This window comes from Streptomyces roseoverticillatus (genome assembly GCF_000719265.1).
GTDB lineage: Bacteria > Actinomycetota > Actinomycetes > Streptomycetales > Streptomycetaceae > Streptomyces > Streptomyces roseoverticillatus.
This window is the reverse complement of sequence record NZ_JOFL01000016.1, coordinates 361,915-384,990: the sequence shown is the minus strand read 5'-3', so window position 1 is coordinate 384,990 and position 23,076 is coordinate 361,915. Positions and strand designations below refer to the sequence as shown.

The 23,076-nt window shown below is 74.7% G+C and carries 21 protein-coding genes and 1 pseudogene; 8 read left to right on the top strand and 14 right to left on the bottom strand.

The features are described 5' to 3' along the window. The 8 genes and pseudogenes from IF61_RS35390 to IF61_RS0120785 all read right to left on the bottom strand — a co-directional run. Positions 1 to 123 (bottom strand): annotated as a pseudogene (locus IF61_RS35390) (sulfate adenylyltransferase subunit CysD); the annotation flags it as partial. Beyond that, the gene (gene cysC / locus IF61_RS0120810) at positions 120 to 653 is read right to left on the bottom strand and encodes an adenylyl-sulfate kinase (RefSeq protein WP_030367978.1); all 534 of its coding nucleotides are present in this window, start codon (positions 651 to 653) and stop codon (positions 120 to 122) included. The pseudogene IF61_RS35390 and the gene cysC, both read right to left, overlap by 4 nt. Positions 654 to 673: 20 nt before the next feature. Next, complete coding sequence (locus IF61_RS0120805) at positions 674 to 1,363, bottom strand: phosphoadenylyl-sulfate reductase (protein WP_030367977.1); 690 nt, start codon at positions 1,361 to 1,363, stop codon at positions 674 to 676. Then, on the bottom strand, positions 1,360 to 1,551 hold the full coding sequence (locus IF61_RS0120800; RefSeq protein ID WP_030367976.1) for a hypothetical protein: 192 nt from the start codon (positions 1,549 to 1,551) through the stop codon (positions 1,360 to 1,362). The genes IF61_RS0120805 and IF61_RS0120800 overlap by 4 nt, the downstream gene beginning before the upstream one ends. Then, positions 1,548 to 3,248 (bottom strand): nitrite/sulfite reductase, encoded by a 1,701-nt coding sequence (locus tag IF61_RS0120795; RefSeq protein ID WP_030367975.1) that lies wholly within the window; start codon positions 3,246 to 3,248, stop codon positions 1,548 to 1,550. Before IF61_RS0120795 ends, IF61_RS0120800 begins: the two co-directional genes overlap by 4 nt. 184 nt (positions 3,249 to 3,432) lie before the next feature. Continuing rightward, complete coding sequence (locus tag IF61_RS37745; protein WP_353620284.1) at positions 3,433 to 3,516, bottom strand: putative leader peptide; 84 nt, start codon at positions 3,514 to 3,516, stop codon at positions 3,433 to 3,435. A gap of 106 nt (positions 3,517 to 3,622) precedes the next feature. Beyond that, complete coding sequence (locus IF61_RS0120790; RefSeq protein WP_030367974.1) at positions 3,623 to 4,204, bottom strand: GNAT family N-acetyltransferase; 582 nt, start codon at positions 4,202 to 4,204, stop codon at positions 3,623 to 3,625. A gap of 373 nt (positions 4,205 to 4,577) precedes the next feature. Beyond that, the gene (locus tag IF61_RS0120785) at positions 4,578 to 5,825 is read right to left on the bottom strand and encodes a helix-turn-helix domain-containing protein (RefSeq protein ID WP_030367980.1); all 1,248 of its coding nucleotides are present in this window, start codon (positions 5,823 to 5,825) and stop codon (positions 4,578 to 4,580) included. Between the two features lie 229 nt (positions 5,826 to 6,054). Here IF61_RS0120785 and IF61_RS0120775 point away from each other — a divergent pair, with 229 nt between their 5' ends. The 4 genes from IF61_RS0120775 to IF61_RS0120760 all read left to right on the top strand — a co-directional run bounded on the left by IF61_RS0120775 (position 6,055) and on the right by IF61_RS0120760 (position 10,803). Further along, the gene (locus IF61_RS0120775; protein WP_078660365.1) at positions 6,055 to 7,230 is read left to right on the top strand and encodes a YihY/virulence factor BrkB family protein; all 1,176 of its coding nucleotides are present in this window, start codon (positions 6,055 to 6,057) and stop codon (positions 7,228 to 7,230) included. A 186-nt stretch (positions 7,231 to 7,416) separates the two neighbouring features. Continuing rightward, positions 7,417 to 8,511 carry a ribosome small subunit-dependent GTPase A gene (gene rsgA / locus IF61_RS0120770; RefSeq protein WP_030367972.1) on the top strand — a complete coding sequence of 365 codons (1,095 nt, stop codon included), beginning with the start codon at positions 7,417 to 7,419 and terminating at the stop codon, positions 8,509 to 8,511. 279 nt (positions 8,512 to 8,790) lie between these two features. Further along, on the top strand, positions 8,791 to 10,284 hold the full coding sequence (locus tag IF61_RS0120765; RefSeq protein WP_030367971.1) for a DNA-3-methyladenine glycosylase 2 family protein: 1,494 nt from the start codon (positions 8,791 to 8,793) through the stop codon (positions 10,282 to 10,284). A 3-nt stretch (positions 10,285 to 10,287) separates the two neighbouring features. After that, positions 10,288 to 10,803 (top strand): methylated-DNA--[protein]-cysteine S-methyltransferase, encoded by a 516-nt coding sequence (locus IF61_RS0120760; RefSeq protein ID WP_030367970.1) that lies wholly within the window; start codon positions 10,288 to 10,290, stop codon positions 10,801 to 10,803. Between the two features lie 28 nt (positions 10,804 to 10,831). Here the strand turns inward: IF61_RS0120760 and IF61_RS0120755 are convergent, their stop codons facing one another. Continuing rightward, on the bottom strand, positions 10,832 to 11,314 hold the full coding sequence (locus IF61_RS0120755; protein WP_030367969.1) for a DUF456 domain-containing protein: 483 nt from the start codon (positions 11,312 to 11,314) through the stop codon (positions 10,832 to 10,834). A 138-nt stretch (positions 11,315 to 11,452) separates the two neighbouring features. After that, complete coding sequence (locus IF61_RS33475) at positions 11,453 to 11,881, bottom strand: helix-turn-helix transcriptional regulator (protein WP_052392873.1); 429 nt, start codon at positions 11,879 to 11,881, stop codon at positions 11,453 to 11,455. A gap of 1,104 nt (positions 11,882 to 12,985) precedes the next feature. Between IF61_RS33475 and IF61_RS37740 the strand changes: the two genes are divergently transcribed. Then, a complete protein-coding gene (locus tag IF61_RS37740) occupies positions 12,986 to 15,403 on the top strand; it encodes a protein phosphatase 2C domain-containing protein (protein ID WP_078660364.1) in 2,418 nt (805 codons plus the stop codon). Between the two features lie 459 nt (positions 15,404 to 15,862). Beyond that, a complete protein-coding gene (locus IF61_RS0120740; protein ID WP_052392884.1) occupies positions 15,863 to 16,318 on the top strand; it encodes an ATP-binding protein in 456 nt (151 codons plus the stop codon). A gap of 35 nt (positions 16,319 to 16,353) precedes the next feature. On the opposite strand, the gene IF61_RS0120735 is transcribed toward IF61_RS0120740, so the two are convergent. Further along, on the bottom strand, positions 16,354 to 17,397 hold the full coding sequence (locus tag IF61_RS0120735) for a DUF2637 domain-containing protein (protein ID WP_030367965.1): 1,044 nt from the start codon (positions 17,395 to 17,397) through the stop codon (positions 16,354 to 16,356). A gap of 198 nt (positions 17,398 to 17,595) precedes the next feature. Further along, positions 17,596 to 18,426, bottom strand: a complete 831-nt coding sequence (locus tag IF61_RS0120730; RefSeq protein ID WP_030367964.1) for a (2Fe-2S)-binding protein — start codon at positions 18,424 to 18,426, stop codon at positions 17,596 to 17,598. 117 nt (positions 18,427 to 18,543) lie between these two features. On the opposite strand from IF61_RS0120730, the gene IF61_RS0120725 reads away from it, so the two are divergent. Further along, positions 18,544 to 19,389: a GntR family transcriptional regulator gene (locus tag IF61_RS0120725; RefSeq protein WP_030367963.1), complete on the top strand. Its 846-nt coding sequence runs from the start codon at positions 18,544 to 18,546 to the stop codon at positions 19,387 to 19,389. Positions 19,390 to 19,616: 227 nt separating this feature from the next. Here IF61_RS0120725 and IF61_RS0120720 read toward each other — a convergent pair whose 3' ends face one another. Next, on the bottom strand, positions 19,617 to 20,417 hold the full coding sequence (locus IF61_RS0120720) for a hypothetical protein (RefSeq protein ID WP_052392883.1): 801 nt from the start codon (positions 20,415 to 20,417) through the stop codon (positions 19,617 to 19,619). 379 nt (positions 20,418 to 20,796) lie between these two features. Here IF61_RS0120720 and IF61_RS0120715 point away from each other — a divergent pair, with 379 nt between their 5' ends. Next, positions 20,797 to 22,815 carry an elongation factor G gene (locus tag IF61_RS0120715; RefSeq protein WP_245684565.1) on the top strand — a complete coding sequence of 673 codons (2,019 nt, stop codon included), beginning with the start codon at positions 20,797 to 20,799 and terminating at the stop codon, positions 22,813 to 22,815. Between the two features lie 3 nt (positions 22,816 to 22,818). On the opposite strand, the gene IF61_RS0120710 is transcribed toward IF61_RS0120715, so the two are convergent. Next, positions 22,819 to 23,064 carry a hypothetical protein gene (locus tag IF61_RS0120710; RefSeq protein ID WP_030367960.1) on the bottom strand — a complete coding sequence of 82 codons (246 nt, stop codon included), beginning with the start codon at positions 23,062 to 23,064 and terminating at the stop codon, positions 22,819 to 22,821. Positions 23,065 to 23,076: the final 12 nt, after the last annotated feature.

Genomic DNA, 23,076 nt, shown 5'->3' with positions numbered 1-23,076 from the left:
GCCGCCGGAGAACAGCAGCACCGGCCGCTCGAACTCCCCCGCCACCTCCCGGAAGACGTGCACCGCCTCCGACTCCAGCACATCCAGATGCGACAACGCGTACGGACTGTCCGGAACGCTCATGCCAGCCCCCTTCCCGCCAGCAGCGCGTGCAGCGCCCCGGCCGATTCCGCGACGGTCTGCGCGTGCGCCTCGATCCGCAGGTCCGGGTCGGCCGGCGCCTCGTACGGATCGTCCACGCCCGTCAGCCCGGACAGCTCGCCCGCGGCCTGCTTCGCGTACAGGCCCTTGACGTCCCGCGCTGAGCACACCTCGACGGGCGTGGCCACGTGCACCTCCAGATAGCCGGTGCCCCGCCGCTGGTGGTGCCCCCGCACCGCCTCGCGGGAGTCCGCGTAGGGGGCGATCACCGGGACGAGCACCTTCACGCCGTGCGCGGCGAGCAGCTGCGCGACGAAGCCGATGCGCCGCACGTTGGTGTCCCGGTCCTCGCGCGAGAAGCCCAGACCGGCCGAGAGGAACTCCCTGACCTCGTCGCCGTCGAGCACCTCCACCCGGTGCCCCTCGTCGCTCAGCCGTGCGGCCAGCGCCCGGGCGATGGTCGTCTTGCCCGCGCTCGGCAGGCCGGTGAGCCAGATCGTGGCTCCGCTCATCCTCTGCTCCCGCTCCTGTGTCATCCGTGCAGCCCGCACTCGGTCTTGGCGAGCCCCGACCAGCGACCGGCGCGCGCGTCCTCGCCCGCCGCGATCCGGCGTGTGCAAGGCGCACAGCCGACGGAGGCGTAGCCGTCCATGAGCAACGGGTTGGTGAGCACGCCGTGTTCGGATATGTACGTTTCTACGTCGTCCTGGGTCCAGCGGGCGATGGGCGACACCTTCACCTTCCGCCGCCGCGCGTCCCAGCCGACGACGGGCGTGCCCGCGCGGGTCGGCGACTCGTCGCGGCGCAGCCCGGTCGCCCAGGCGTCGTACGCGGCGAGCCCGCGCTCCAGCGGCTCGACCTTGCGCAGCGCGCAGCACAGGTCGGGGTCGCGGTCGTGCAGCCGGGGCCCGTGGGCGGCGTCCTGCTCGGCGACGGTCGCCCGCGGCGTGAGCGTGATGACGTTGACGTCCATCACGGCCGCGACCGCGTCGCGGGTGCCGATCGTCTCGGGGAAGTGGTAGCCGGTGTCGAGGAAGACGACGTCCACGCCGGGCAGGGCGCGCGAGGCGAGGTGGGCGACGACCGCGTCCTCCATGGAGGAGGTGACGCAGAACCGTTTCCCGAAGGTCTCGGCGGCCCAGCGAAGGATGTCGGGCGCCGGGGCGTCCTCCAGCTCGCGGCCCGCCCGTTCGGCGAGCGCTTGCAGATCGGTAACGGTCATGACGTGATGTCCCCTTCGCCGGGTACGGGCGCGGGGCCCCGGCCGCGCGGGGCCAGCAGCCCGAGGAACGACAGCCGGAACGCGCGGCTGCACGCGGTGCATTCCCAGACCCCGTGCCCCTCCTCGGAGGGGCGCAGGTCCTCGTCGCCGCAGTAGGGGCAGTAGAAGGGGGCGGCGCGTCCGCTCATGACAGGTCCGCCTCCGTGGCACGCGCGGCCCAGGCCGCGAACCGCTCGCCGTCCTCGCGCTGTTCGCTGAAGCGGGTGAGCACCCGCTCGACGTAGTCCGCGAGTTCGCCGGAGGTGACCTTCAGGCCGCGGACCTTGCGGCCGAAGCCGGCCTGCAGGCCCAGCGCGCCGCCCAGATGTACCTGGAAGCCCTCGACCTGGCGGCCGTCCGCGTCCAGCACGAGCTGGCCTTTGAGGCCGATGTCGGCGGTCTGGATCCGGGCGCAGGCGTTGGGGCAGCCGTTGATGTTGATGGTGACCGGCTCCGCGAAGTCCGGCATCCGGCGCTCCAGTTCGTCGATCAGCGAGGCTCCGCGGGCCTTCGTCTCCACGATCGCGAGCTTGCAGTACTCGATGCCCGTGCAGGCCATCGTGCCGCGCCGGAAGGGGGAGGGATTGACCTGGAAGCCGAGCGCCTCCAGCCCGGCGACGAGGGGGGCCACCCGCTCGCGCGCCACGTCCAGGATGACCATCTTCTGCTCGACAGTGGTGTTGAGCCGGTCCGAGCCGTGCGCCGCCGCGAGCTCGGCGAGCTCGGCGAGGGTGCTGCCGTCCACCCGGCCGACGCGCGGGGCGAAGCCCACGTAGAAGCGGCCGTCCTTCTGCTCGTGGACGCCCATGTGGTCGCGCCAGCGGTTGCTCGGCTCGGCCGGCGGCGGCCCGTCGGTGAGCTTCCGCTTCAGGTACTCGTTCTCCAGGACGTCGCGGAACCGCTCCGGGCCCCAGTCGGCCATCAGGAACTTCAGCCGGGCGCGGGTGCGCAGCCGGCGGTATCCGTAGTCGCGGAAGATGCCGACCACCCCGGCCCACACGTCCGGGACGTCCTCCAGCGGCACCCAGGCGCCCAGCCGCTCGCCGAGCCGGGGGCTCGTCGACAGCCCGCCGCCCACCCAGACGTCGAAGCCGGGCCCGTGCTCGGGGTGGACGACGCCGACGAAGGCGATGTCGTTGATCTCGTGGACGACGTCCTGCGCCGGCGAACCGGAGACCGCGGACTTGAACTTCCGCGGCAGGTTGGAGAATTCCTTGCTGCCGATGTAGCGGCGCTCGATCTCCTCGATCGCCGGCGTGCCGTCGACGATCTCGTCCGCGGCGATCCCGGCGACCGGCGAGCCGATGACGACCCGCGGGCAGTCGCCGCACGCTTCCGTCGTCGACAGCCCGACGGCCTCCAGCTTCTCCCAGATGGCGGGCACGTCCTCGATGCGGACCCAGTGCAGCTGGATGTTCTGCCGGTCCGTGATGTCGGCGGTGCCGCGGGCGTACGTCTGCGAGACCTCGCCGATCGCGCGCAACTGGGCGACGGAGAGACGGCCGCCGTCGATGCGGACCCGCATCATGAAGTACTCGTCGTCCAGCTCCTCCGGCTCCAGGACCGCCGTCTTGCCGCCGTCGATCCCCGGCTTGCGCTGGGTGTACAGCCCCCACCAGCGCATCCGGCCGCGGAGGTCGGCGGGGTCGATGGAGGCGAAGCCGGCCTTCGAGTAGATCGTCTCGATGCGTGTCCGCACATTGAGACCGTCATCGTCCTTTTTGAACTGCTCGTTGCCGTTCAGCGGGGTGAAGTGGCCCACGGCCCACTGGCCCTCGCCGCGGTGGCGGCCGGCCTTGCGGCGGGTCGGGGCGGCGGCCGGCGGTGTGTGCGAGGTGGCAGCCATGGCGGTGTGTCCTTCGGTGGCCTGCGGGTAGCCCGCGGAGCCCGGCCCGGCGGGTGCGGGGCGGCGGGCTGCGGCGGAGCTGCGTGGGTGCGCGAGGGGGACGCTCGTCCGCGGCATCGGGGACGGCGGCGGAGCGGGCGAATGTCAGGAAACGGCGGTGCTGGTGCGAAGTGGTGCTGAGACCTCAGCCCGCCGGACAGATGGCGCTGGACACGCGGACGAGGTCGACGTGACGCCGACTCACCAAGACGATTCCAGCTCCGGACATGACGGCAGCGTGGCACGGCGGGATCCGGCCAGTCCACCATTGTCCGTAATGTGGACGAACCCGTCCCGGATGGCGGGACGGGTTCGTTGGTGGGGGTGGTGTTCGGTCAGGCGTGGGCGCCCGGCCACGGGCCCGGAGGCGCGGCCTCCGGCTGCTCCTCGGACTCCGTCCTGAACACGCGGAAGCCGCGGCGCTCGTAGTTGGCGACCGCGTGCTCGCCGTCCAGGCTGCAGGTGTGCACCCAGACCCGCTTCGTCGGCGCCAGGTCCGGCCACCGGCCGGCCAGGTCCCACGCGCGTGCGGTGCCGTAGGAGAGCAGGTGCCCGCCGATGCGGCGGCCCCGGAACGCCGGTATCAGACCGAAGTAGACGATCTCGACCGCGCCTTCGTCCTGCGCCTCCAGTTCGATGTAGCCGGCCGGCGTCCCGTGCTCGTACGCCACCCAGGTCTCGACCCCGGGCCGCTCCAGGTGCGCGCGCCACGTCTCGTAGCTCCACGGCAGCCGGTCGAGCCACGTCACGTCGCCGCCGACGGCCGTGTAGAGGAAGCGGCTGAACTCGGGCGAGGGCACCTCGGCGCGGACGATCCGGATGCCGGACGTGCTGTCCGGTTCCTGGACGGGTGCGAGGTCGCCCGGCGAGGTCTGCTCCAGCGACCAGGTGGTCACGGTGGTCGTACGGTTGCTCATACGCCCAGCCAATCACGCCTGCTGCGCGCGGGGTGCCGGGCGCGTCCCGCGGCGCGGGGCGGCTCGGGCGGACCGCCGCGGGATTTTGTTCCGCCGCAGCGGCGCCCAGCTGCCGCGGTGGTGCCCGGCGGTGCCGTACGGCCTCAGGTTGGTCAGGCACCGCCGGAGGGGTCGCAGTCGGCTGATCGCGGCTGCGGCGGAGGGTGGTGCCGGTGCCGGTGCCGGTGCGGCTCGGGTGGACCGCCGGCGGCTTTCGTTCCGCCGCAGCGGCGCTCAGCCGCCGCGGTGGTGCCCGGCGGTGCCGGGCAGGCCTCGGGCGGCTGCAGCGTCGCCGGAGGCGTCGCCGCGGAGAGGCCGCCTCGGGACCCGCCCGTCAGGGCCCGGCCCGGTCCGCCAGGACCACCGGGGCCGTCGAGGACGGCAGGAGGTCCGCCGGACGGGACGGCACGAGCAGGCGGACGTCGACGTTCTCCGCGAAGCGGTACGGGCGGTGGCTCAGCACGCCCGCGAGCGTGCGCCGCATCCGCGACATCTCCGCCCGTACCGTCACCGTCCGGGACGCGTCCCCGAACAGATCCGCCGCGAGCTCCGCGGCGGACCGCCCCCCGGGGTGCCGGGCCAGCACGTACAGCAGCTCGGCGTGGCGGGGGCTGAGCTCCTGAGACCACTCGCCCGCGGCGCCGGCGACCGTGACCGTCCAGCGCCGCGGCCCCCGCACGTCCAGCACCACGCGGCTGGGCACGAGCTCGGCCCGGGGCGCCTCCTCCACCCGCACCAGCCAGCCGTCCGGCAGGGGCGCGAGCGTGCACAGCCCCAGCGACGGCAGCCACGCCCGCCCCGCCTGGACGGACTTGGGCAGCGCGACCCGGCCGACCGGCCCCATGCCCGTCACCGCCGCCGCCCAGCCGTCGCGGTCCACCACCAGCGCCCGGCCGCCCACCCGGGCCAGCATCGGCGCCGCGACTGCCCGCAGCCGTTCCACCGACTCCCAGTGCCGGACCCGCAGCTCCCCCTCGCCGACCTTCGCGACCGCCGTGACCAGCGGCAGCGTGGCCGGGTTGAAGACCGGGGCCGGACCGCTCACGTTCAGCACGCCCAGCAGCCGCCCGTCGCGCGGATCGTGCAGCGGGGCGGCCGCGCAGGACCACGCGTGGTGCGTGCGGACGAAGTGCTCGGCCGACCGCACCTGCACCGGGCGCCGCTCCACCAAGGACGTGCCGATGCCGTTCGTGCCCACCAGCTCCTCGGCCCAGGACGCGCCCACGTCGAAACCCAGCCGGTCGGCGCTGCGCAGCACGCCGCGGTTCCCCTGCCGCCACAGCACCAGGCCCTCGGCGTCCGTGACGGCCATCAGGTGCCGCTCGACGTCCACCACCGACCCCAGGCCCTCGCGCAGGTGGGCGAGCAGGCCCCCGAGCCGGGAGCCCTGCCGCCGCTCCTCGACCTCGTCCGCCGCCAGCCGCGGGGACGAACCGCCCTTCTCCGGATCGACGCCCCGCAGCCGGACGCGGTGCCAGGACTGCCCGATCAGCGGGCGCGGAGGGGCCGGGGGACGCGCGTCCCCCAGGCAGGCCTCCCGGACGGCCGGCAGCAGGGCTTCGTCGGTGGTTCCGCGGTTCACGCTGCCATGGTGCCGTCCCGCGGGCCCGCCCGCGGGGCATCCACAGGATTGCAACTCCATGCAACCGTTGCGCGGGGCCGCGCCGCGGGCGGATGGTGAGGGTGAGCGGCCGGAGGGTGGTGCCGAGTCGGCGCAGCATCACCCTCCACCGGACGCTTTTCCCGCCCCCGTCGCCCGCCTGTTCGGCTGCTGTGCGATTCCACGTGGCCAGGGCGGATACGGTTAGACCGTGCAGGCAGCAAATGAATCACCGGGGCGTCGGGCCGGCCGGCTGCACAGGGCTCGCGTCCTGTACCGAAATGTCTCGAAACGCAGGATGGCGTGGCTCCTCCTGAAGGACACCGTCAACTCCTGCGTCGAATACCGCGTGACCGGGCTCGCGGCGGAGGCCGCGTTCTTCACGCTGCTCTCCCTGCCGCCGTTGCTGCTCGGTCTCCTCGGCCTGCTCGGCTACCTGGACGCATGGACCGGCACCAACACCATCGGCTCCATCCAGGAGAACATCCTCAAGGCGTCCGCGACCGTCCTCAGCGACAAGGGCGTCAACGAGATCGCCAGGCCCCTGCTGCGGGACGTCACCAAGGGCCGCCCCGACGTCATCTCCGTCGGCTTCGCCATCGCCCTGTGGTCCGGCTCGCGCGCCGTCAACGTCTTCGTCGACACCATCACGATCATGTACGGGCTGGAGGGCAAGCGCGGCATCGTCCGGACCCGCCTGCTCGCCTTCCTCCTCTACGTCGTCGCCCTCCTGATCGGCGCGGTGGCCCTGCCGCTGATGGTCGCGGGGCCCGAGGCCGTCGAGGACGTCGTTCCCTGGAGCGGCGACGTGGTGCGGTTCCTCTACTGGCCCGTCGTCATCCTGCTGTCCATCGTCTTCCTCACCACGCTCTACCACGTCTCCGTGCCGGTCCGTTCGCCCTGGCAGGAGGACATCCCCGGGGCGCTCGTCGCCCTGACGATGTGGGTGCTCGGCAGCTTCGTGCTGCGCATCTACCTCACCCACACGGTCGAGGGCCTGACCATCTACGGGTCCCTCGCCGCGCCCGTCGCCGTCCTCCTGTGGATCGGCGTCTCGGCCTTCGCGGTGCTCGTCGGCGCGGCCGTCAACGCCGCGCTGGACCGCGTGTGGCCGTCGGTCGCCACCGCTGCCGCGCGCGCCGACGTCGACCGGCTGCGGGCCGCGGCCGCGGCGCAGGAGGCGGCCGAGCGGGCGGCCCGCGCGCTGGAGGCGAGCCTCGCCGACGACCTCGACGAGGACGGCCCGGACGAGGGCGTGATCGGCCAGGACCGCGAGCCGCCCTCGGAGTTCCCCGAGCGGTGGGCGCAGTTCCTGCCCCCGGACGACGTCCGCTCCCGGATCCAGAAGGAGACCCACCACCCCAAGCACGCCAAACGGCGGGACTGAGGGCGAGCGATCGGGCGGGCGCGAAAAACCTTTCGCGCCCGCCCGATCGCTCTGCCTAAGCTCACCCCGACGCGAAAGACGCGTGTCCGCAAGGACTTACGGAGAGGAGGCGAGGACCGATGACTGCCACGGCCCGCACCCGGACGTCGATCACCTCCCGCTCCTCCTCCGTGAAGGAACACCGTCTTGAGTTCGCTCTCCCACCCTCTCGCCCCCTACGGCTGGGACGAAGGGTTCGCTGACAGCTACGCCCCGCACGCCGCCGAGGGCGTCGTCCCCGGCCGGATCGTCCGCGTCGACCGCGGCCGCTGCGACGTCGTCGTCCCCGCACCGGACCGCTCCGGCGTCCGCACCGTGCAGGCCGACGCCGCGCTCGTCACCACCGGCGACCCGCTGGCCGTCATGTGCACCGGCGACTGGGCCGCCGTCGACACCGGCCGCGGTTACGTCCTCGCCCTGCTGCCCCGCCGCACCGCCTTCGTGCGGTCCACGTCGTCGAAGCGCTCCGAGGGCCAGGTCCTCGCCGCCAACGTCGACCACGCCGTCGTCGCGGTCTCCCTCGCCGTCGAGCTGGACCTGGGCCGCGTCGAGCGGTTCCTCGCCCTCGCCTGGGAGAGCGGCGCCGAGCCGCTGGTCGTCCTCACCAAGGCCGACTTCGTGCCCGACCCCGTCACCCTGGGCCACCTCGTCGCCGACACCGCCGCAGCGGCGCCGGGCGCCCAGGTGCTCGCCGTCAGCTCCGAGACCGGCGAGGGCCTCGACGTCCTCGCCGCCTCCCTGGCCGGCGGCACCACCGTGCTCCTCGGCCAGTCCGGCGCCGGCAAGTCCACCCTGGCCAACGCCCTCGCCGGCGAGGACGTCCAGGACGTCAACGCCGCCCGCGACCGCGACGGCAAGGGCCGCCACACCACCACCACGCGCAACATGCTCCGGTTGCCCTTCGGCGGCGTCCTGATCGACACCCCGGGCCTGCGCGGCGTCGGCCTGTGGGACGCCGAGGGCGGCGTCGCGCAGGCCTTCGCCGAAGTCGAGGAGTACGCCGCCCGCTGCCGCTTCCACGACTGCGGGCACGCCGGGGAACCCGGCTGCGCGGTGCTGGCCGCCGTCGCCGACGGCGCGCTCGCCCAGCGCCGCCTCGACAGCTACCGCAAGCTCCTGCGCGAGAACGCGTGGATCGCCGCCCGCACGGACGCCCGGCTCCGCGCGGAGATCCGCCGCGACTGGAAACGGAAGACGGCGGAGGGCCGCGAGTCCGCTGCGCGGAAGCGCGGCGGGCGGTAGCCCGTACAGCCGGGGGCGGGTTCCGGCGGTGCCTGACCTGCCCCGGCCCGCGGAGCAGCACCGTCCGCCCACAGGTTCGGCACCGCCGGAAGCCACCGTGGGGCGTCTCGCCGTTGCGGCGGAGAATATGTCCCGCCGCAACGGCGCCCAGCCACGACGATGCGCTCCGGCGGTGCCGGACTCACCCCGGCCCGGGAGGTCCATGACGCGCCCCGCGGGCCGAAGGCCGCCGTCCGATTTCCGCCAGTCGCAAGCGCAGCGATACCGCAGACTGGAGCCATGGACGACGAGTCCCGCTACCAGGCGGTACACAGCAGAGACGCCCGCTTCGACGGCGAGTTCTTCCTCGCCGTGAAGACGACCGGCATCTACTGCCGTCCCAGCTGCCCCGCCGTGACCCCCAAGCGCCAGAACGTCCGCTTCTACCCCTCGGCCGCCGCCGCCCAGGGCGCCGGCTTCCGCGCCTGCCGCCGCTGCCGGCCCGACGCCGCCCCCGGCTCCGCCGACTGGAACGTCCGCGCCGACCTCGTCGGCCGCGCCATGCGGCTCATCGGCGACGGCGTCGTCGACCGCGAAGGCGTCGCGGGCCTCGCCTGCCGCCTCGGTTACAGCTCCCGCCAGGTGCACCGCCAGCTCACCCAGGAGCTCGGCGCCGGCCCCATCGCCCTCGCCCGCGCCCAGCGCGCCCACACCGCCCGCGTCCTCCTGCAGACCACGGACATGTCCGTCACCGGCATCGCCTTCGCCGCGGGCTTCGCGAGCGTCCGCCAGTTCAACGACACGATCCGCGAGATCTACGCGGCCACCCCCAGCGGCCTGCGCGTCCGCAAGGGCCCCCGGCAGACCGGCGCCGGCATCCCGCTGCGCCTGGCTCACCGCGGCCCGTACGCCGCCCCCGAGATCTTCGGCTACCTGCAGCGGCGTGCCGTACCCGGCGTCGAGGAGGTCCTCGGTGGCCCCGGCGCCCGGCTCTACCGCCGCACCCTGCGGCTGCCCTACGGCACCGGCGTCGCCGAGGTCCGCGAACCCCGCCCCGCGGGCGGCCGGCACGGCGCCTGGCTCGACTGCCGGCTCCACCTCACCGACCCCCGCGACCTGGCCACCGCCGTCCAGCGCGTCCGCCGCCTCTTCGACCTCGACGCCGACCCCTACGCCGTCGCCGAGCGCCTCGGCGCCGACCCGCTGCTGCGCCCGCTCGTCGCCGCCCGGCTCGGGCTGCGCTCGCCCGGCGCCGTCGACGGCGACGAACTGGCCGTACGGGCCGTCCTCGGCCAGCAGGTCAGCGTCGCCGCCGCGGTACGCCTCGGCGCGAACCTCGTCGCCGCCTACGGCAAGCCGCTGCCCGCCCCCGACGGCGGCCTCACCCACCTCTTCCCCGACCCCGCCACCCTCGCCGACGCCGCCCTCGACGGCCTCGGCATGCCGGACACCCGCAAGCGCGCCCTGCGCGCCACCGCCACGGCCCTCGCCGACGGCGCCGTCCGCCTCGACCCCGGCGCCGACCGCGACCAGGCGACGCAGGCCCTCCTGCAGCTCCCCGGCATCGGCCCGTGGACCGCCGGCTACGTCCGCATGCGGGCCCTCGGCGACCCCGACGTCTTCCTGCCCGGCGACGCCGGCGCCCGCCACGGCCTCGCCGCCCTCGGCGCGGAGCCCGGCGCCGCCGAAGCCTGGCGCCCCTGGCGCTCGTACGCCCTCCACCACCTCTGGCAGGCGGCCGCCGACCCGGCCCCCGGGCCCGCTGCCGCCACCCCGAACAGCAAGGACTCCTGAACCATGACCACGCTCTACACCGAGATCGCCAGCCCCCTCGGCCTGCTCCTCGTCACCGGCCGGCCCTCCGCGACCGCCCCCGGAGGCACCGCCATCGCCTCCCTGTCCGTACCGGGCCGGAAGAACGCCCCCGCCCCGGCACCGGACCGGCTCCGCGACCACGCCGCGTTCGCCGAGGCCGAGCGGCAGCTCACCGCCTACTTCGCCGGCGAGGCCGAGGGCTTCGACCTCGAATTCGCCGTGGAGGGCACGGAATTCCGCCGCCGCGTCTGGGACGCCCTCGACGCCATCCCCTACGGCGCCACCACCACCTACGGCGAGCTCGCCGCCCGGATCGGCGCCTCCCGCGCCGCGGTCCGCGCGGTCGGCGGGGCCGTCGGCGCCAACCCGCTGCTCGTGCTGCGCCCCTGCCACCGGGTGATCGGCGCGGACGGCTCGCTCACCGGCTACGCGGGCGGCCTGGACCGCAAGCGCGTGCTGCTGGCACTCGAGGGCGTGGGAGAGCCGGCGACGGCCTGAACGGCGCCCGGGCCCCGGCCCGCCCCCATCAGCCCCACGCGACCGCGCCGATCCACCCGCCCACCACCAGCAGGCACGCGAACAGCTCCACCAGGACACTCGTGCCCAGCGCCCGCATCACGTTCCGCGTGGACGCCCACGCCGCGCCGTGCCCGCCCAGCCGCTGCCGCTCCACCCCGTAGAGCCCGCCGACGAAGCCGGGCAGCGCACCCAGCACCGGGAGCACGAAGAAGCCGGCGATCCCGGCGACCCCCGCCACCAGGAAGGCGCGGCGCGTGATGCCCGCGCCCCTGAGCCGGCGGGGCGGCAGCAGCCAGCTGACGGCCTGCTCCAGCAGCAGCACCCCCGTCGCCCCCGCGAGCACCCCCCAGGCCAGGGCGGACTGGTCGGTCATCGCCCACCACAGCACGCCGGCCCAGACGATCGGCGGCCCCGGCACCCCCGGGGTGACGACGCCGAGCAGGCCGAGCAGCATCACGAGGCCGACGAGGAGCAGCTGCCACGTCCCCATGCACCAAGGTTGCCGGAAGGCGGGCGGCGGCGCTCCCGGACGATTGCGGCCACTTTGGCCGACACGCGCCCCCGGCTCGTCCCCGGCCGTCCCGGCCGTCCTCAGCCGTCTCCGGGCGTCCCGGCCGGTGCCGGTCGTTCAGCCCTGCGGCCCGCGGACGGTCGTCCAGCCGTGCGCCGCCGCGTGCCACCCCAGCTGCAGCCGGGTCGTCACCCCGGCCAGCTCCATCAGCCGCTTCACCCGGCGCTGCACCGTCCGCAGCCCCAGCCCGAGCTGCTTGGCGACGCTCGTGTCGGTCAGCCCGCCCATCAGCAGCGAGAGCACCTCCAGGTCGAGCGCGTCGGGCCCGGCGGGAAGGCCGTCCACCGCCCGCCGCCGGGCGGCGTCCGCGCAGACCCGGGCCGGGAGGGCCTCGTTCCAGATGTCCTCGAACAGGTTCACCAGCGTCGAGAGCAGCGGACCCCGGTGGACGACCAGCGCCGCCGGCTCGGGCCCCTCGCGGAGCGCGGCCGGACCGGCGGTACGGGGCGTGAAGGGGAGTAGCGCAACTGCCCGATCGGCAATCACCAGTTCGGCCGGAATGCGGTCCGCAACACGTATCAGGGTGGGATCCCCGGCATCCGGCAGGGCGGCGAGCCCCGTACGTTCGACGACCGTGCGGCGGGGTATGCCGGAGCCTGTGTCAGACGAAGCGGATGGACTTCCCGCGAGCAGCGCGCATATTTCCACGGTCGCCCCGCGGCATATGCGCAGGAGCCGTTCGTCAACAGCGCGTGCTCCCGTCACCAGTTCCACACCACTGTGTCCCGCGGACTGCCGCCGTTCCTTTTCCGTCCCCCCGCAGCGGCTCATCTCCCGGACTGCAGAAGGCGCTTCCGGTTCAATGTCCAGCCCAATGGCGCCAAGCACACGACATCCCTCCCCGCGACCGCTTTTCGACTCGGTCATCATCCCCGGGTGAGGTCCGCCGTGCACTCTTCCCGTATGCCCCAGAGTATGGACAATAAGGGCATGAGCCAGCAGGGGGACCCGCGCACCGGCCAAGAGGACGCCTGGTGGGGCGAGTTGTACGACAAGAATGCACCGGACATCGGATCCGCCGCCGGGGACGACAGCAGCCTCGACGAGCGGTTCACCTCGGCCTCGGCGGTGGTGAGGGCGGAGTCCCGCGGTGAACGGCCGAAACGCACGCAGAGGACGGTCAGGGCGCCCAGAGCAGAGCCTCCCGATCCACCGAGGCCCCCGGATCCGGTCGCCGTACCCCCGAGCGGGCTTCCCTCCCTGCCGAAGGGATACGGAGCACCGCATGCGCGGGGCGTTCCGGGGCGCTCGGAATTCACGCCGCCGCCACCGCCTTCGGGTGCGGAGCGCCTCTCCGACGGGCCGGTCCCGGGCCGTGCGGCGCGTGTGCCCCTGCCGAGGATCCCCAAACCGCCGGATCTGCACGGTGCGGGGCTCCTGCCGGAGCTGCTGGAGAAACCGCAGAAGTGGCGGAAGGCGGATCCGCGCAGGCCTTCCGAAGTGCCGCGGCAACCGGAGGATTCTGCTCCGCCGACGCGGAGGGATCCGCGGGAGCGGCCTGATCGTCCGGACCGTCCTGATCGTCTGGACCGGCTTGATCGTTCGGACCGCCCGGACCGGCGGACCGGGGCGGCCCAGCCGCCGGGATCCATGACCGCGTCCGCCCCGTCGGCCCCCGCCCGGCGGACAAGGTCGGCGCCGGACGGCGCGGGCCCGGAGACCCCCGCCCGCCCCCCGCGCCAGGCCCGTCCCGAGACCACGGGCCGCTCCGAACGCCCGCCCCGCTCCGAACGCACGGACCGCTGCGAAGGCGCGGACCTCTTCTTCGGCGGCCGCACCCCGCGCCCGCCCCGCCCCGAACCGGCCGAACGCGCGGACCGCTCCGGCGGGGCCGAGCGCCCCGAGCGCCCCGAGCGCCCCGAGCGCCCCGACCGCCCCGACCGCCCCGACCGCCCCGAGGATCGCGCCGGGGGCCGGGTCCCCGGTCGCGTGGCCCGCCCCGCGGGCCGGAACGGGCCCCGGTACGCGGGCGGTGACGACCGCGCGGAGAACTTCGACGCCACGGAAGCGGCCGGCAGCGCGGATCGCACGGAAGACCGGAAAGGCATCGGGTACGGCGCGGCGGAGGGCTCGGACGGTACGGAGCTTGCAGGTCGCCGGGGCTCGGAGGACGACGGCTCCCCGGACCGCCTTGCAGCTCCTGAGGAGGCCGGTGATGCGGGGGGTGACGGTCCGGCGGAGGCTTACGGCAGCGCGAAGCCTGCCGGTCGCCGGAATCGTTCCGGGGGTCCGCACGGCGACGGCTCCCCGGAGCGCCTCGCGGGCCCCGAGGGGGCCGGATACGCGGGCGACGAGGAACCGGCGGAGGCTTACGGAAGCACGGAGTTTGCCGGTCGTCCGAATCGTTCCAGCGGCCCGAAAGGCATCGATCCCCCGGACCGGCTTGCAACTCCTGACGAGGCCCGCCTTGCTCCGGACGGCGACGGCTCCCCGGAGCGCCTCGCAGGCCCTGGCGGGGCCGGATACGCGGGCGGTGACGAACCGGCGGAGTCGTCCGACGGCGTGGAGGCCGTCGAGCGGCCGGTGAGCCCGCGTGAGGCCCGGCGCGTGGACGGCCACGGCCGGTCCGGCGCCCCCGGCCGTGACGGGCCCGGGAATTCCCTCAGCCCGGCGCCGGGCCGGCCGGCGTTGCCGGAGCGGCCGGAGCGCATCAGGCGTACCGGGCGGCTGGAGCGGCCGACCAGGCCCGTACGGGCCGAGCGTCCCGTACGCCCGCCGAGGCCCCCCAGGCCGGAGCCCCCGCAGCCGCTGGAGCCGCCCGCGCCGTCCGACACGTACGAGCGCACCGAGCGGCCCGGGCTCCCCGGGCAGTCCCTCCCGGCCGTGCCGGAGAAGCCGGCCTCCGGGGCGAGCCCCGCTCGGGCCCGGAGCGCCCAGCCGGCCCGTACCGCCCCGCCCGGCGGCGACCACGCCGACCCCCTGGAGCCCGCCGCCCGGGCGGCGTCCCTGGAGCCGGCCTCGCGCCCGCCCGTCGTCTCCCACGAGTCGACGCCGCCCCGGCGGCACCCCCTCGCGGCGCCCCCGCAGCCGGCGCGCCCGGCGGCCCGCGGCGCGGAGTTCGTGGGGGAGCGGCCGCCGACGTACGACGCGGAGCCCACCGCCTGGCCCGCCGCGGACCCGCAGGACCTGGACGGCCTCGTGCCGGACACGGTCCTGGACGGGGCGCAGTACGGCGCCGTCACGCTGCGCGCCCTGTCGCTGCGCGGCGACTCCGCGCGCTACCGCGGCGAGCCCCGGCGGGACTCCCTGCTGACGGCGCGCTTCGGGGACGGGGACGGCGCACTGCTGCTCGTGGCGATGGCCAGCGGCCTGCGCGGCACGGACGTGGCGCCCCGTGCGGCGCGGGACGCCTGCAGGTGGCTGGCGGGCGCCGTCGGCCGCAGCCACGCCCGGCTGGCCGACGACATCCGCGGCGGCCGTCGCGGCGAGCTCAAGTCGGGCCTGCACCGGCTCACCGACCGCTCCTACGGCCGGCTGCGCGCCCGCGCCGCCGAGCTGGGCCTGCGGCCCGAGGAGTACACGGCGACGGTCCGCTGCCTGCTGCTGACGGCCGACCCGCAGTGCCGTACGCGGGTGTTCTTCGGCGTGGGCGCGGGCGGCCTGTTCCGCCTCCGCGAGGGCGTGTGGCAGGACCTGGAGCCGGAGGCCCCGCCGGAGGGCACGGGCGACCCCGTCGTCGGCTACGGCTCGGCGCCCGCCGACATGATGACGGTGGACCTCGGCATTCCCACACCGGGCCTCGCCCCGCCCGTCGAGCCGGAAGAACCGGCGGCGCCCGGCGAGCCGTTCCGCTTCCGGGCGTCCGTCGCGCGGCCGGGGGACACGCTGATGCTGTGCACGACGGGCCTGGCCGAGCCGATGCGCGGCGAGCCGGAGCTGGGCGGCAGGCTGGCCGAGCGCTGGGCGGGCGAACGGCCGCCGGGGCTCGCGGCGTTCCTCGCGGACACCCAGCTGCGGGTGAAGGGTTACGCGGACGACCGCACGGCGTGCGCGCTCTGGGAGGCGTAGCCGGGCCGATTCCGGGGCGGGGCGGTGGCGTTGTCACCGCCTCGCCCGGCTGTTTCCCGGTACTTCGCTATTCCTTGCAGTTCCGTACGGACTTTCTCACCGGCCGCGCGCCAATGGCATATTCGCGGCCCGCGCAAGAGGCCCCGGGATTTTGGTCATATCACCATGTTGATGGCTCAACAGGAGTCGTTCCGGGCGGGCCGGGGCATGCATTGCGGTGAGTGAGCGCGAGCGCGTTCGAGGCCGGGGCGCCGGGGAGGGGTCGGGGCGAGGAGGATGAAACGGCAGGCAGTAGGCCGGATGAGCGCTGAAGGTTACGCGGAGGGCCACGCGGGGGACCGGGAGGGCCGTACGGACCACGGGAGCGGGCACGGTGACGACGCGGCGCATTCCGGGCCGCGTTTCGAAAGGAGGCTCCGCCGCCGGGATCTCACCGGTGTCCGGGAAGTCCGGGCCGAGTTGCGCCGCTTGCTGGCCCACTGGGGCGCGCCGGGCCGGGCGGAGACCGCGGAACTACTCACGAGCGAACTCGTCACCAATGCCCTCGTGCACACCGACGGGGGCGCCGTGGTCAAGGCGGTGCTCACCGGTGCGTTCGGCCAGGCGCGGGGGCGGCTGCGGGTGGAGGTCCGGGATTTCGTGGCGGGCCATCCAGCGCTGCGCGGTCCGGGAACGGACATCGGGCCGGTCGTGGGCCCGGGGGGAGCGGTCGGTGACGGCCGCCCCGGCTGCAGGGAGCGGGACGCCGTCAGGGACGTCGCCCGGGACGCCGTTCCGGATATGAACGACATCGAGAAGGCCGCCACGTCGGGGCGGGGGCTGCTGCTGGTCCACGCCCTCGCGGACGGCTGGGGCGTTCGCGCCCACGGCGTCGGCAAGTCGGTCTGGTTCGAGCTGGCCGCCCAGGAGCCCTGAACCGTCGCCGTGCGACGACCCAGGGCCCGGGGGCGTCAGCCGAACTGCCGCTCGATCTGGGCGAGCTTCGCCTCGAGCGAGTCCAGGCGGGGAATCGCCTGGGTGTCGTCCTCCGCGGTGAGGTCGATCGGGTCAGGGCCGCCGACCGCCTGCAGCGGCCGCGCGCGGACGGGAAGCTGTCCCTGGTCGACTATGGAGGGGTCCGAACCGATCTGCGCCGGCTGCGCGGGGCCGGGCACCGCGGTCCCGCCGACCTCCACCTGCCGGCCACCGCGGACCCGCCCCCACACCCGGTTCTGGCGGTTGTACGCCTTGAGCCGGGCGCGCTCCAGCTTGCCCGCCTCCCTCCTGCGGGCCCTGGCCTGCGCCCGCTGCCGCTTGTCCTCGCGGACCTCCTCCACGGCCTCGTCCAGCGAGCGGACGCCCTCCAGGAGCATCAGCGACCAGGCGCCGAAGGTCTCGCGCGGGGCCCGCAGCCAGCGGACTATCCGGATCTGCGGCAACGGCCTGGGCACCAGGCCCTGTTCGCGCAGTGCGGCCCGGCGGGTCTGCTTGAGCGCGCGGTCGAAGAGGACCGCCGCCGACAGCGACATGCCGGCGAAGAACTGCGGCGCGCCCGCGTGGTCGAGGCCCCGCGGCGCGTGCACCCAGTTGAACCAGGCGGCCGCGCTGGCGAAGGTCCACACGAGCATCCGGGAACCGAGCGCGGCGTCGCCGTGGCTCGCCTCGCGCACCGCCAGCACCGAGCAGAACATGGCCGCCCCGTCGAGGCCGAACGGCACCAGGTACTCCCAGCCGCCCGTGAGCCCCAGGTTCTGCCGCCCGAAGCCCACGAGACCGTGGAAGGAGAGGGCGGCGGCTACCGCGGCGCAGCAGAACAGGAGGACGTACGAGGCGCTCCCGTAGATGGCCTCCTTGCGGCGTCTGCGCTCCTCGTTGCGCTCCCAGGAGTCCGAGCCGCCCCCCGAGTCGTCCGCGCCGTGCCGGCCGCGTGCGAGCACCGTCACCGCCACCACGACCCCGGCGAGCGCCACGACACAGGGGAGCATCCAATTCAGCGGTATATCGGTCACTCTCATCTTGCGTCCCTTGCATAGCTGTACGGCCTTTCGCGCGCCATCCTGTCGGAATCGGTCCGTTCGCCAAGGGGTTTCGCGCCAACTGCCTGCCAATGGAGGGCAACGGCATACGGATAGGTGCGAAGAAATTCGAACGCCGTTAAGCAAAGCGGGAATTGCGTTCCCTTCACCTCACCCGATCGAGTGGTGTGAGGCCGGTCAGCTTACGGACAGCCGATGCACCCGGTCCGTGTCGCATGTACGCGGGCAGGTCGTACAGGTGTCCTGCGGACGCAAGGTGTAGAAGAGGCAGCAGCTCGCCCGGTCGCGGGTCGGGATCGGCTCTCCCATGCGGCCGGTAAGCATCCGGAAGGCCGCGCCGCCGACGTACGGCGGCGTCACCCCCGGGAGCAGCAACTGCAGTTCGCGGCGGGCGCGCTCCTCCTCGCCGAGCAGCTGCCCCACATACCACAAGGATTCGGCCAGTTCGTCCGTCACCATTCCCCACAGGGCGCGCGGACCGCGCCGCATCCGTGGCCGGAAGCCCTCCAGGACGGGCGCGAAATGCGCGGCGACCGCGGCCCGCAGTTCCGCGCGCAGCGCCTCTTCGCAGGGAACTGTCCGGGCGCCCGGCAGTTCCGCTGCGGGGTCGCCGGGCAGACAGGCGAATTCCGGTGCAAGGGCCGTCAGCAGGCCCTGGGCGCGGTGGAAGGAAACGGCCTCGGGAGGAAGCCGCGGCACCCTGCGGTGCAGGAACCAGGGGACGGTGACGAGCAGGCAGGACGCCCACGCGTAGCGGTGCAGGCCGAAGCTCGCGACGACGTCCGGGCGGGCCCGCTCCCCGTACTCCCGCAGGATCTGCTGGTCGTCCCACGCGAGGAAGGCGTCCAGCCCGGCGCCGCCCTCCGCGAGCCCGGCGGCGGTCAGCCAGCCCTCGCCGCTGCGCGGCGGTCCGGCCGTCAGGGTCAGGCCCGAGTAGACCTCGGCGAGGCGGGCGTAGGCGTCCGTGAGCGGGGGCGGAGCAACCGGGGCGCTGGAGGCAGGGGCCATGCGGGACCACCGAATCGCGATCGTTCTGCAGGTTAGGCTTACCTTACCCCGGTTGATCGGGGTTTGAACTGTCCGCGGGGCCGCCTATGGTTCAGAAAGGACATCAGGAGGACCCCAATGGAGCAGGGAAGATCCCACGCCGCGCCGCCGGCCGCGAGGCTCTTCGCCGAGATGCCGGCGCAGGTCGCGCGCGGCGCGGCCGTCCGTGGCGGCGCTCCCGCCGGCAGCCGCGGCGGCGGCCCCGCCGAGGTGCACGGCGAGGGTGCCCGGGGTGAGCACGTTCACGGCGAGCAGGAGTACGGGGTCCCGTGTGCCGCCCCCGCGCACGCTCCCGCACGCAGGATGCCGCAGCGCCACTCCGTGCGCGGCCAGATCCTGGACGCCCTGCGCAAGGCCCTCGTCAGCGGCGAGCTGATACCGGGCGAGGTCTACTCGGGCCCCGCGCTCGGCGAGCGCTTCGGCGTGTCGGCCACGCCCGTACGGGAGGCGATGCAGCAGCTCGCCCTGGAGGGCGCCGTCGAGGTCGTCCCCAACCGGGGCTTCCGCGTCGCCACGCGCACCGCGCGCGATCTGGCCGAGCTCGCCGAGGTGCGCGCCCTGCTGGAGGTCCCGGTCCTGCTGCGGCTCGCCCGTACGGTCCCGGCCGCCGGCTGGGACGGGCTCCGCCCGCTCGCCGAGACCGCCTGCGCCGCGGCGGCCACCGGCGACCGCGTCCTCTACGCCGAGGCCGACCGGGCCTTCCACCGCGCGCTCCTCGGCCTCGCGGGCAACCGCCGGCTCGTCGCCGTCGCCGACGAGCTCCACCGGCGCGCGCAGTGGCCCGCGGCGCACGGCGGGCCGCACTGTACGGCCGACCTCGTCGCCGACGCGGCCGAGCACGTGGCGCTGCTGGAGGCGCTGGCCGCGCACGACGTGGAACGGGCCGAGGCCCTGGTGAGAGGACACTTCGCGGGAGCGGAGTGAGAGCTGCTGCGGGCGGGGGCCCGCGCGGCGGACTGGGGCGCGCCGGGCCGGTCCGGGTCCGGGTTGATGCCGGGTGCGGCTGAGTCGGTCGCGTACGGCCGGGTCGGTCCGGGGTGGAGTTGATCGATCCGGCAGGGCCGGTCCGGGGCCGGGTTGATGCCGGGTGCGGCTGAGTCGGTCGCGTAGGGCCGGTTCAGTCCGGGGTGGAGCTGATCGATCCGGCCGGTTCAGTCCGGGGTCGGTGCCGCCGCCAGCTGTTCCGCCAGCCAGCCCGGGACGCCGCCGAGCAGGCGGACCAGCCGGGCGGCCTCCTCGCGCAGCCGGGCTGCCTCGCCGGGGTCGTCGAGGACGGCGGCGAGCGAGACCAGCGCCGGGGCGATGCCGACGAGATAGCCCAGCTCCTCCCGGATGCGCAGCGACTCCCCGAAGCCGTACCGCGCCTCCGCGAACCTGCCCTCGTGCTCGGCCATGGCCGCCACGTGCCGCCAGGTGAAGGAGAGCAGCAGGCGCTGCCCCTGGGTCGTCGCCCCCGCGTGGGCGCGCTCGAAGGCGGCCGTCGCGTCGGAGGGGTTGTCCGACAGGTGCTGGGCGATCAGGCCGCGCCGGAAGTGCAGCAAGGGGCGCGTCGGTGACCCCGGCGCGAGCAGGGCCGCGGCCCTGCCCAGGGCCGAACGGGCCTCGTCCGCCCGGTCGCGGACGCCCAAGAGGGTGGACGCGTAGGCGAGATGGCCGCGCTCGCAGGCCGCCGCCCCCCGCTCTTCGTCGTCCGCGGCCAGTGCTTCCGCCGCGCGCAGGGCGTCCTCGGCGGCGCCCCAGCCCTCCCCGGTGAACATGCAGCGCTCGGTCAGGACCGCCGTCCGCTGCAGGGCCGGGCCCGGCTCGGCGTCGGCGCGCGGCGCGAGCAGGGCCGCGGCGTCGTCCCAGCAGGCGCGGGACCGCAGCCGCCACACGGCCCGTTCCAGCGGATCGTCCCCCCGCGGATCCGCCCCCTGCGGTCCCCGCGGCTCCGGCAACCCCGCATTACGCATGGCGGTGTCCGCCACAGTGCCCTCCCCAAGCGCGCCGTCGAGCTGGAAGCAGCCGTGACCGCATCTCAGCACGAAGAAGCGGGCCCGGCCAAGGGTCAGGTGTGAAGCAATTCACAAAGGCTCTCTCCCAGCGGTAGCGGCAGATTACCAAGAGTGAGCATGAATGTGCGGACATTGAGCGCGGAGGTGCTCATCTGTGCTCGTTGGGCGCGCCGGAAAATCGCTGGATCTCCGTGCCGCGCGGCTGCCAGGATGGCGGCGCGCGCCTCGTGCGCGCAGCGAAACCCATGCACCTCGGGACACGTCGGGAGACATGCCATGCGCCAGCGCCTCGGAACCCTCCAGCGCCCTGACCGGATGACTTCTCCCGAGGACTCCTTTGCGTACGCACACCCTGCTCTCCGGGCTCTCCCTGCCCGCGCGGCCCGTCCTGAACATCGGCGTCCTCGCGCACGTCGACGCGGGTAAGACCAGCCTCACCGAGCGCCTGCTCTTCGACGCCGGCGCCATCGACCGGCTCGGCAGCGTCGACGCCGGCAGCACCCGTACCGACAGTGGCGAGATCGAACGCCGTCGCGGCATCACCATCCGCACCGCCGTCGCTCCCTTCCGCGTCGGAGGCCTGCGCGTCAACCTCGTCGACACCCCCGGCCACAGCGACTTCATCGCCGAGGTCGAGCGCGCCCTGGGCGTCCTCGACGGCGCCGTGCTCGTCCTGTCCGCCGTCGAAGGTGTGCAGGCGCAAACGCGCGTGCTGATGAAGACGCTGCGCCGGCTCCGCCTGCCCACCCTCCTGTTCGTCAACAAGACCGACCGCGCGGGGGCCCGCGAGGCGGAGACCCTCGCCGCCGTCCGCCGCCGGCTCACCCCGCACATCGTGCCCATGGGCACCGTCCATGGCATCGGCGCGCCCGGCGCCCGCACCGTGCCCGGCTCGTACGAGGACCCCGCCTTCCGCGAGGCCATGGCCGAGACCCTGGCCGAGCACGACGACGCGCTGCTCGCGAAGCTGGTCGAGGACCGGCCCGTGACGCCCTGGGAACTGCGGCGGACGCTCGCACGGCAGACCGCGCTCGGACGCGTCCACCCCGTGTACTTCGGCTCGGCCCTCTCCGGCCAGGGCGTGGCCGGTCTCGTCGACGGCATCGTCCGCTACCTGCCGCCCGCGCGCCGCACCGGCCGGGAGGCCACCGGCACGGTCTTCGCCGTCGACCGCGGCCCCTCCGGGGAGAAGACCGCCTACCTGCGCCTCTTCTCCGGCGCGGTCTCCGAGCGCGACCGGATCACCCTCCACCGGCAGCACGCCGACGGCGTCCGCACGGAGCACGCCGGGCGCGTCACCTCCCTCACGGCGGTCGAGGCCGGGGAGCCCGGCGCGGTCCGCCGCCGCGCCACGGCAGGCGACATCGCCCGGATCCGGGGCCTGCCCGAGGTCAGGGTGGGCGACCGCCTCGGCCCCGTCCGCGACGGCGCGCACCACCGGCACTTCGCCGCGCCGAGCCTGGAAACCGTCGTCAGGCCCGTACGCCCCGAGGACGCCGCCCGGCTGCACGGCGCCCTCGCCGCGCTCGCCGACCAGGACCCGCTCATCGGCACCCGCACCCTGCCGGCGGGCGGCGGCACGTCCGTCCTCCTCTACGGCGAGGTGCAGAAGGAGATCATCGCGGCGACGCTCGCCGGGGAGTTCGGCGTCGAGGCCGTCTTCGAGCCGAGCAGCACCGTCCACCGCGAGCGGCTCACCGGCACGGGCGAGGCGTACGAGGAGATCGACCGGCACGGCGGCCACGTCTTCTGGGCCACCATCGGCCTGCGCACCGAACCGGGCGCCCCCGGCTCGGGCACGGTCTTCCGGCGCGACACCGAACTCGGGGCGCTGCCCCTCGCCTTCGACCGCGCCATCGAGGAGACCGTCCACCGCACCCTCGCCCAGGGCCTGTACGGCTGGCCGGTCACCGACTGCACCGTCACCCTGACCCGCTCCGGCTACGCCGCCCCCGTCAGCACCGCCGCCGACTTCCGCCGCCTGACCCCGCTCGTCCTCATGGCGGCCCTGGCACGGGCGGGCACCACGGTGTACGAACCCTGCCACGCCTACGAACTGGAGGCTCCCGCCGACACCCTGAGCGCCGTCGCGGGAGCGCTGGCGGCACTGGAAGCCGAGATCCACGACACGGAGACGGGCCCGGAGGTGTGCGTCCTCAAGGGCACCATCCCGGCCCGCCACGCCCCGGACGCCGAACGCCGCCTGCCCGCCCTCACCCGCGGCGAGGCCCTCTGGTGGACCCACCCCGCCGAGGACCGGCCCCACCGGGGCCGTCCCCCGCGGCGCCCGCGCACGGACGGCGACCCCCTCAACCGTGCGGCGTACCTGCGCCGGCTGACGGCGGTGCGGGCCTGACCCTCACACCGGCGGCAGCGCGTCCGGGCCGATGACGGCCGTGTCGTCCTCGTGCAGGACCCGGCACGGGGGGTGGTGCTTGCAGAAGAACCCCCGGCCCGTGCAGTAGGGGCAGAGGTGAGCGCCCGTCATGTTGCCGCCCTCGCCGGACTGGTCGAGGTAGAGCACGGCCGCGTGGTAGTCGCCGCTCCCTCTGCAGCCCTTGCAGAAGGCGTGCGGGCCGGGGCACGCCTCGTCAGGATCACTCATATCCGTGATGAT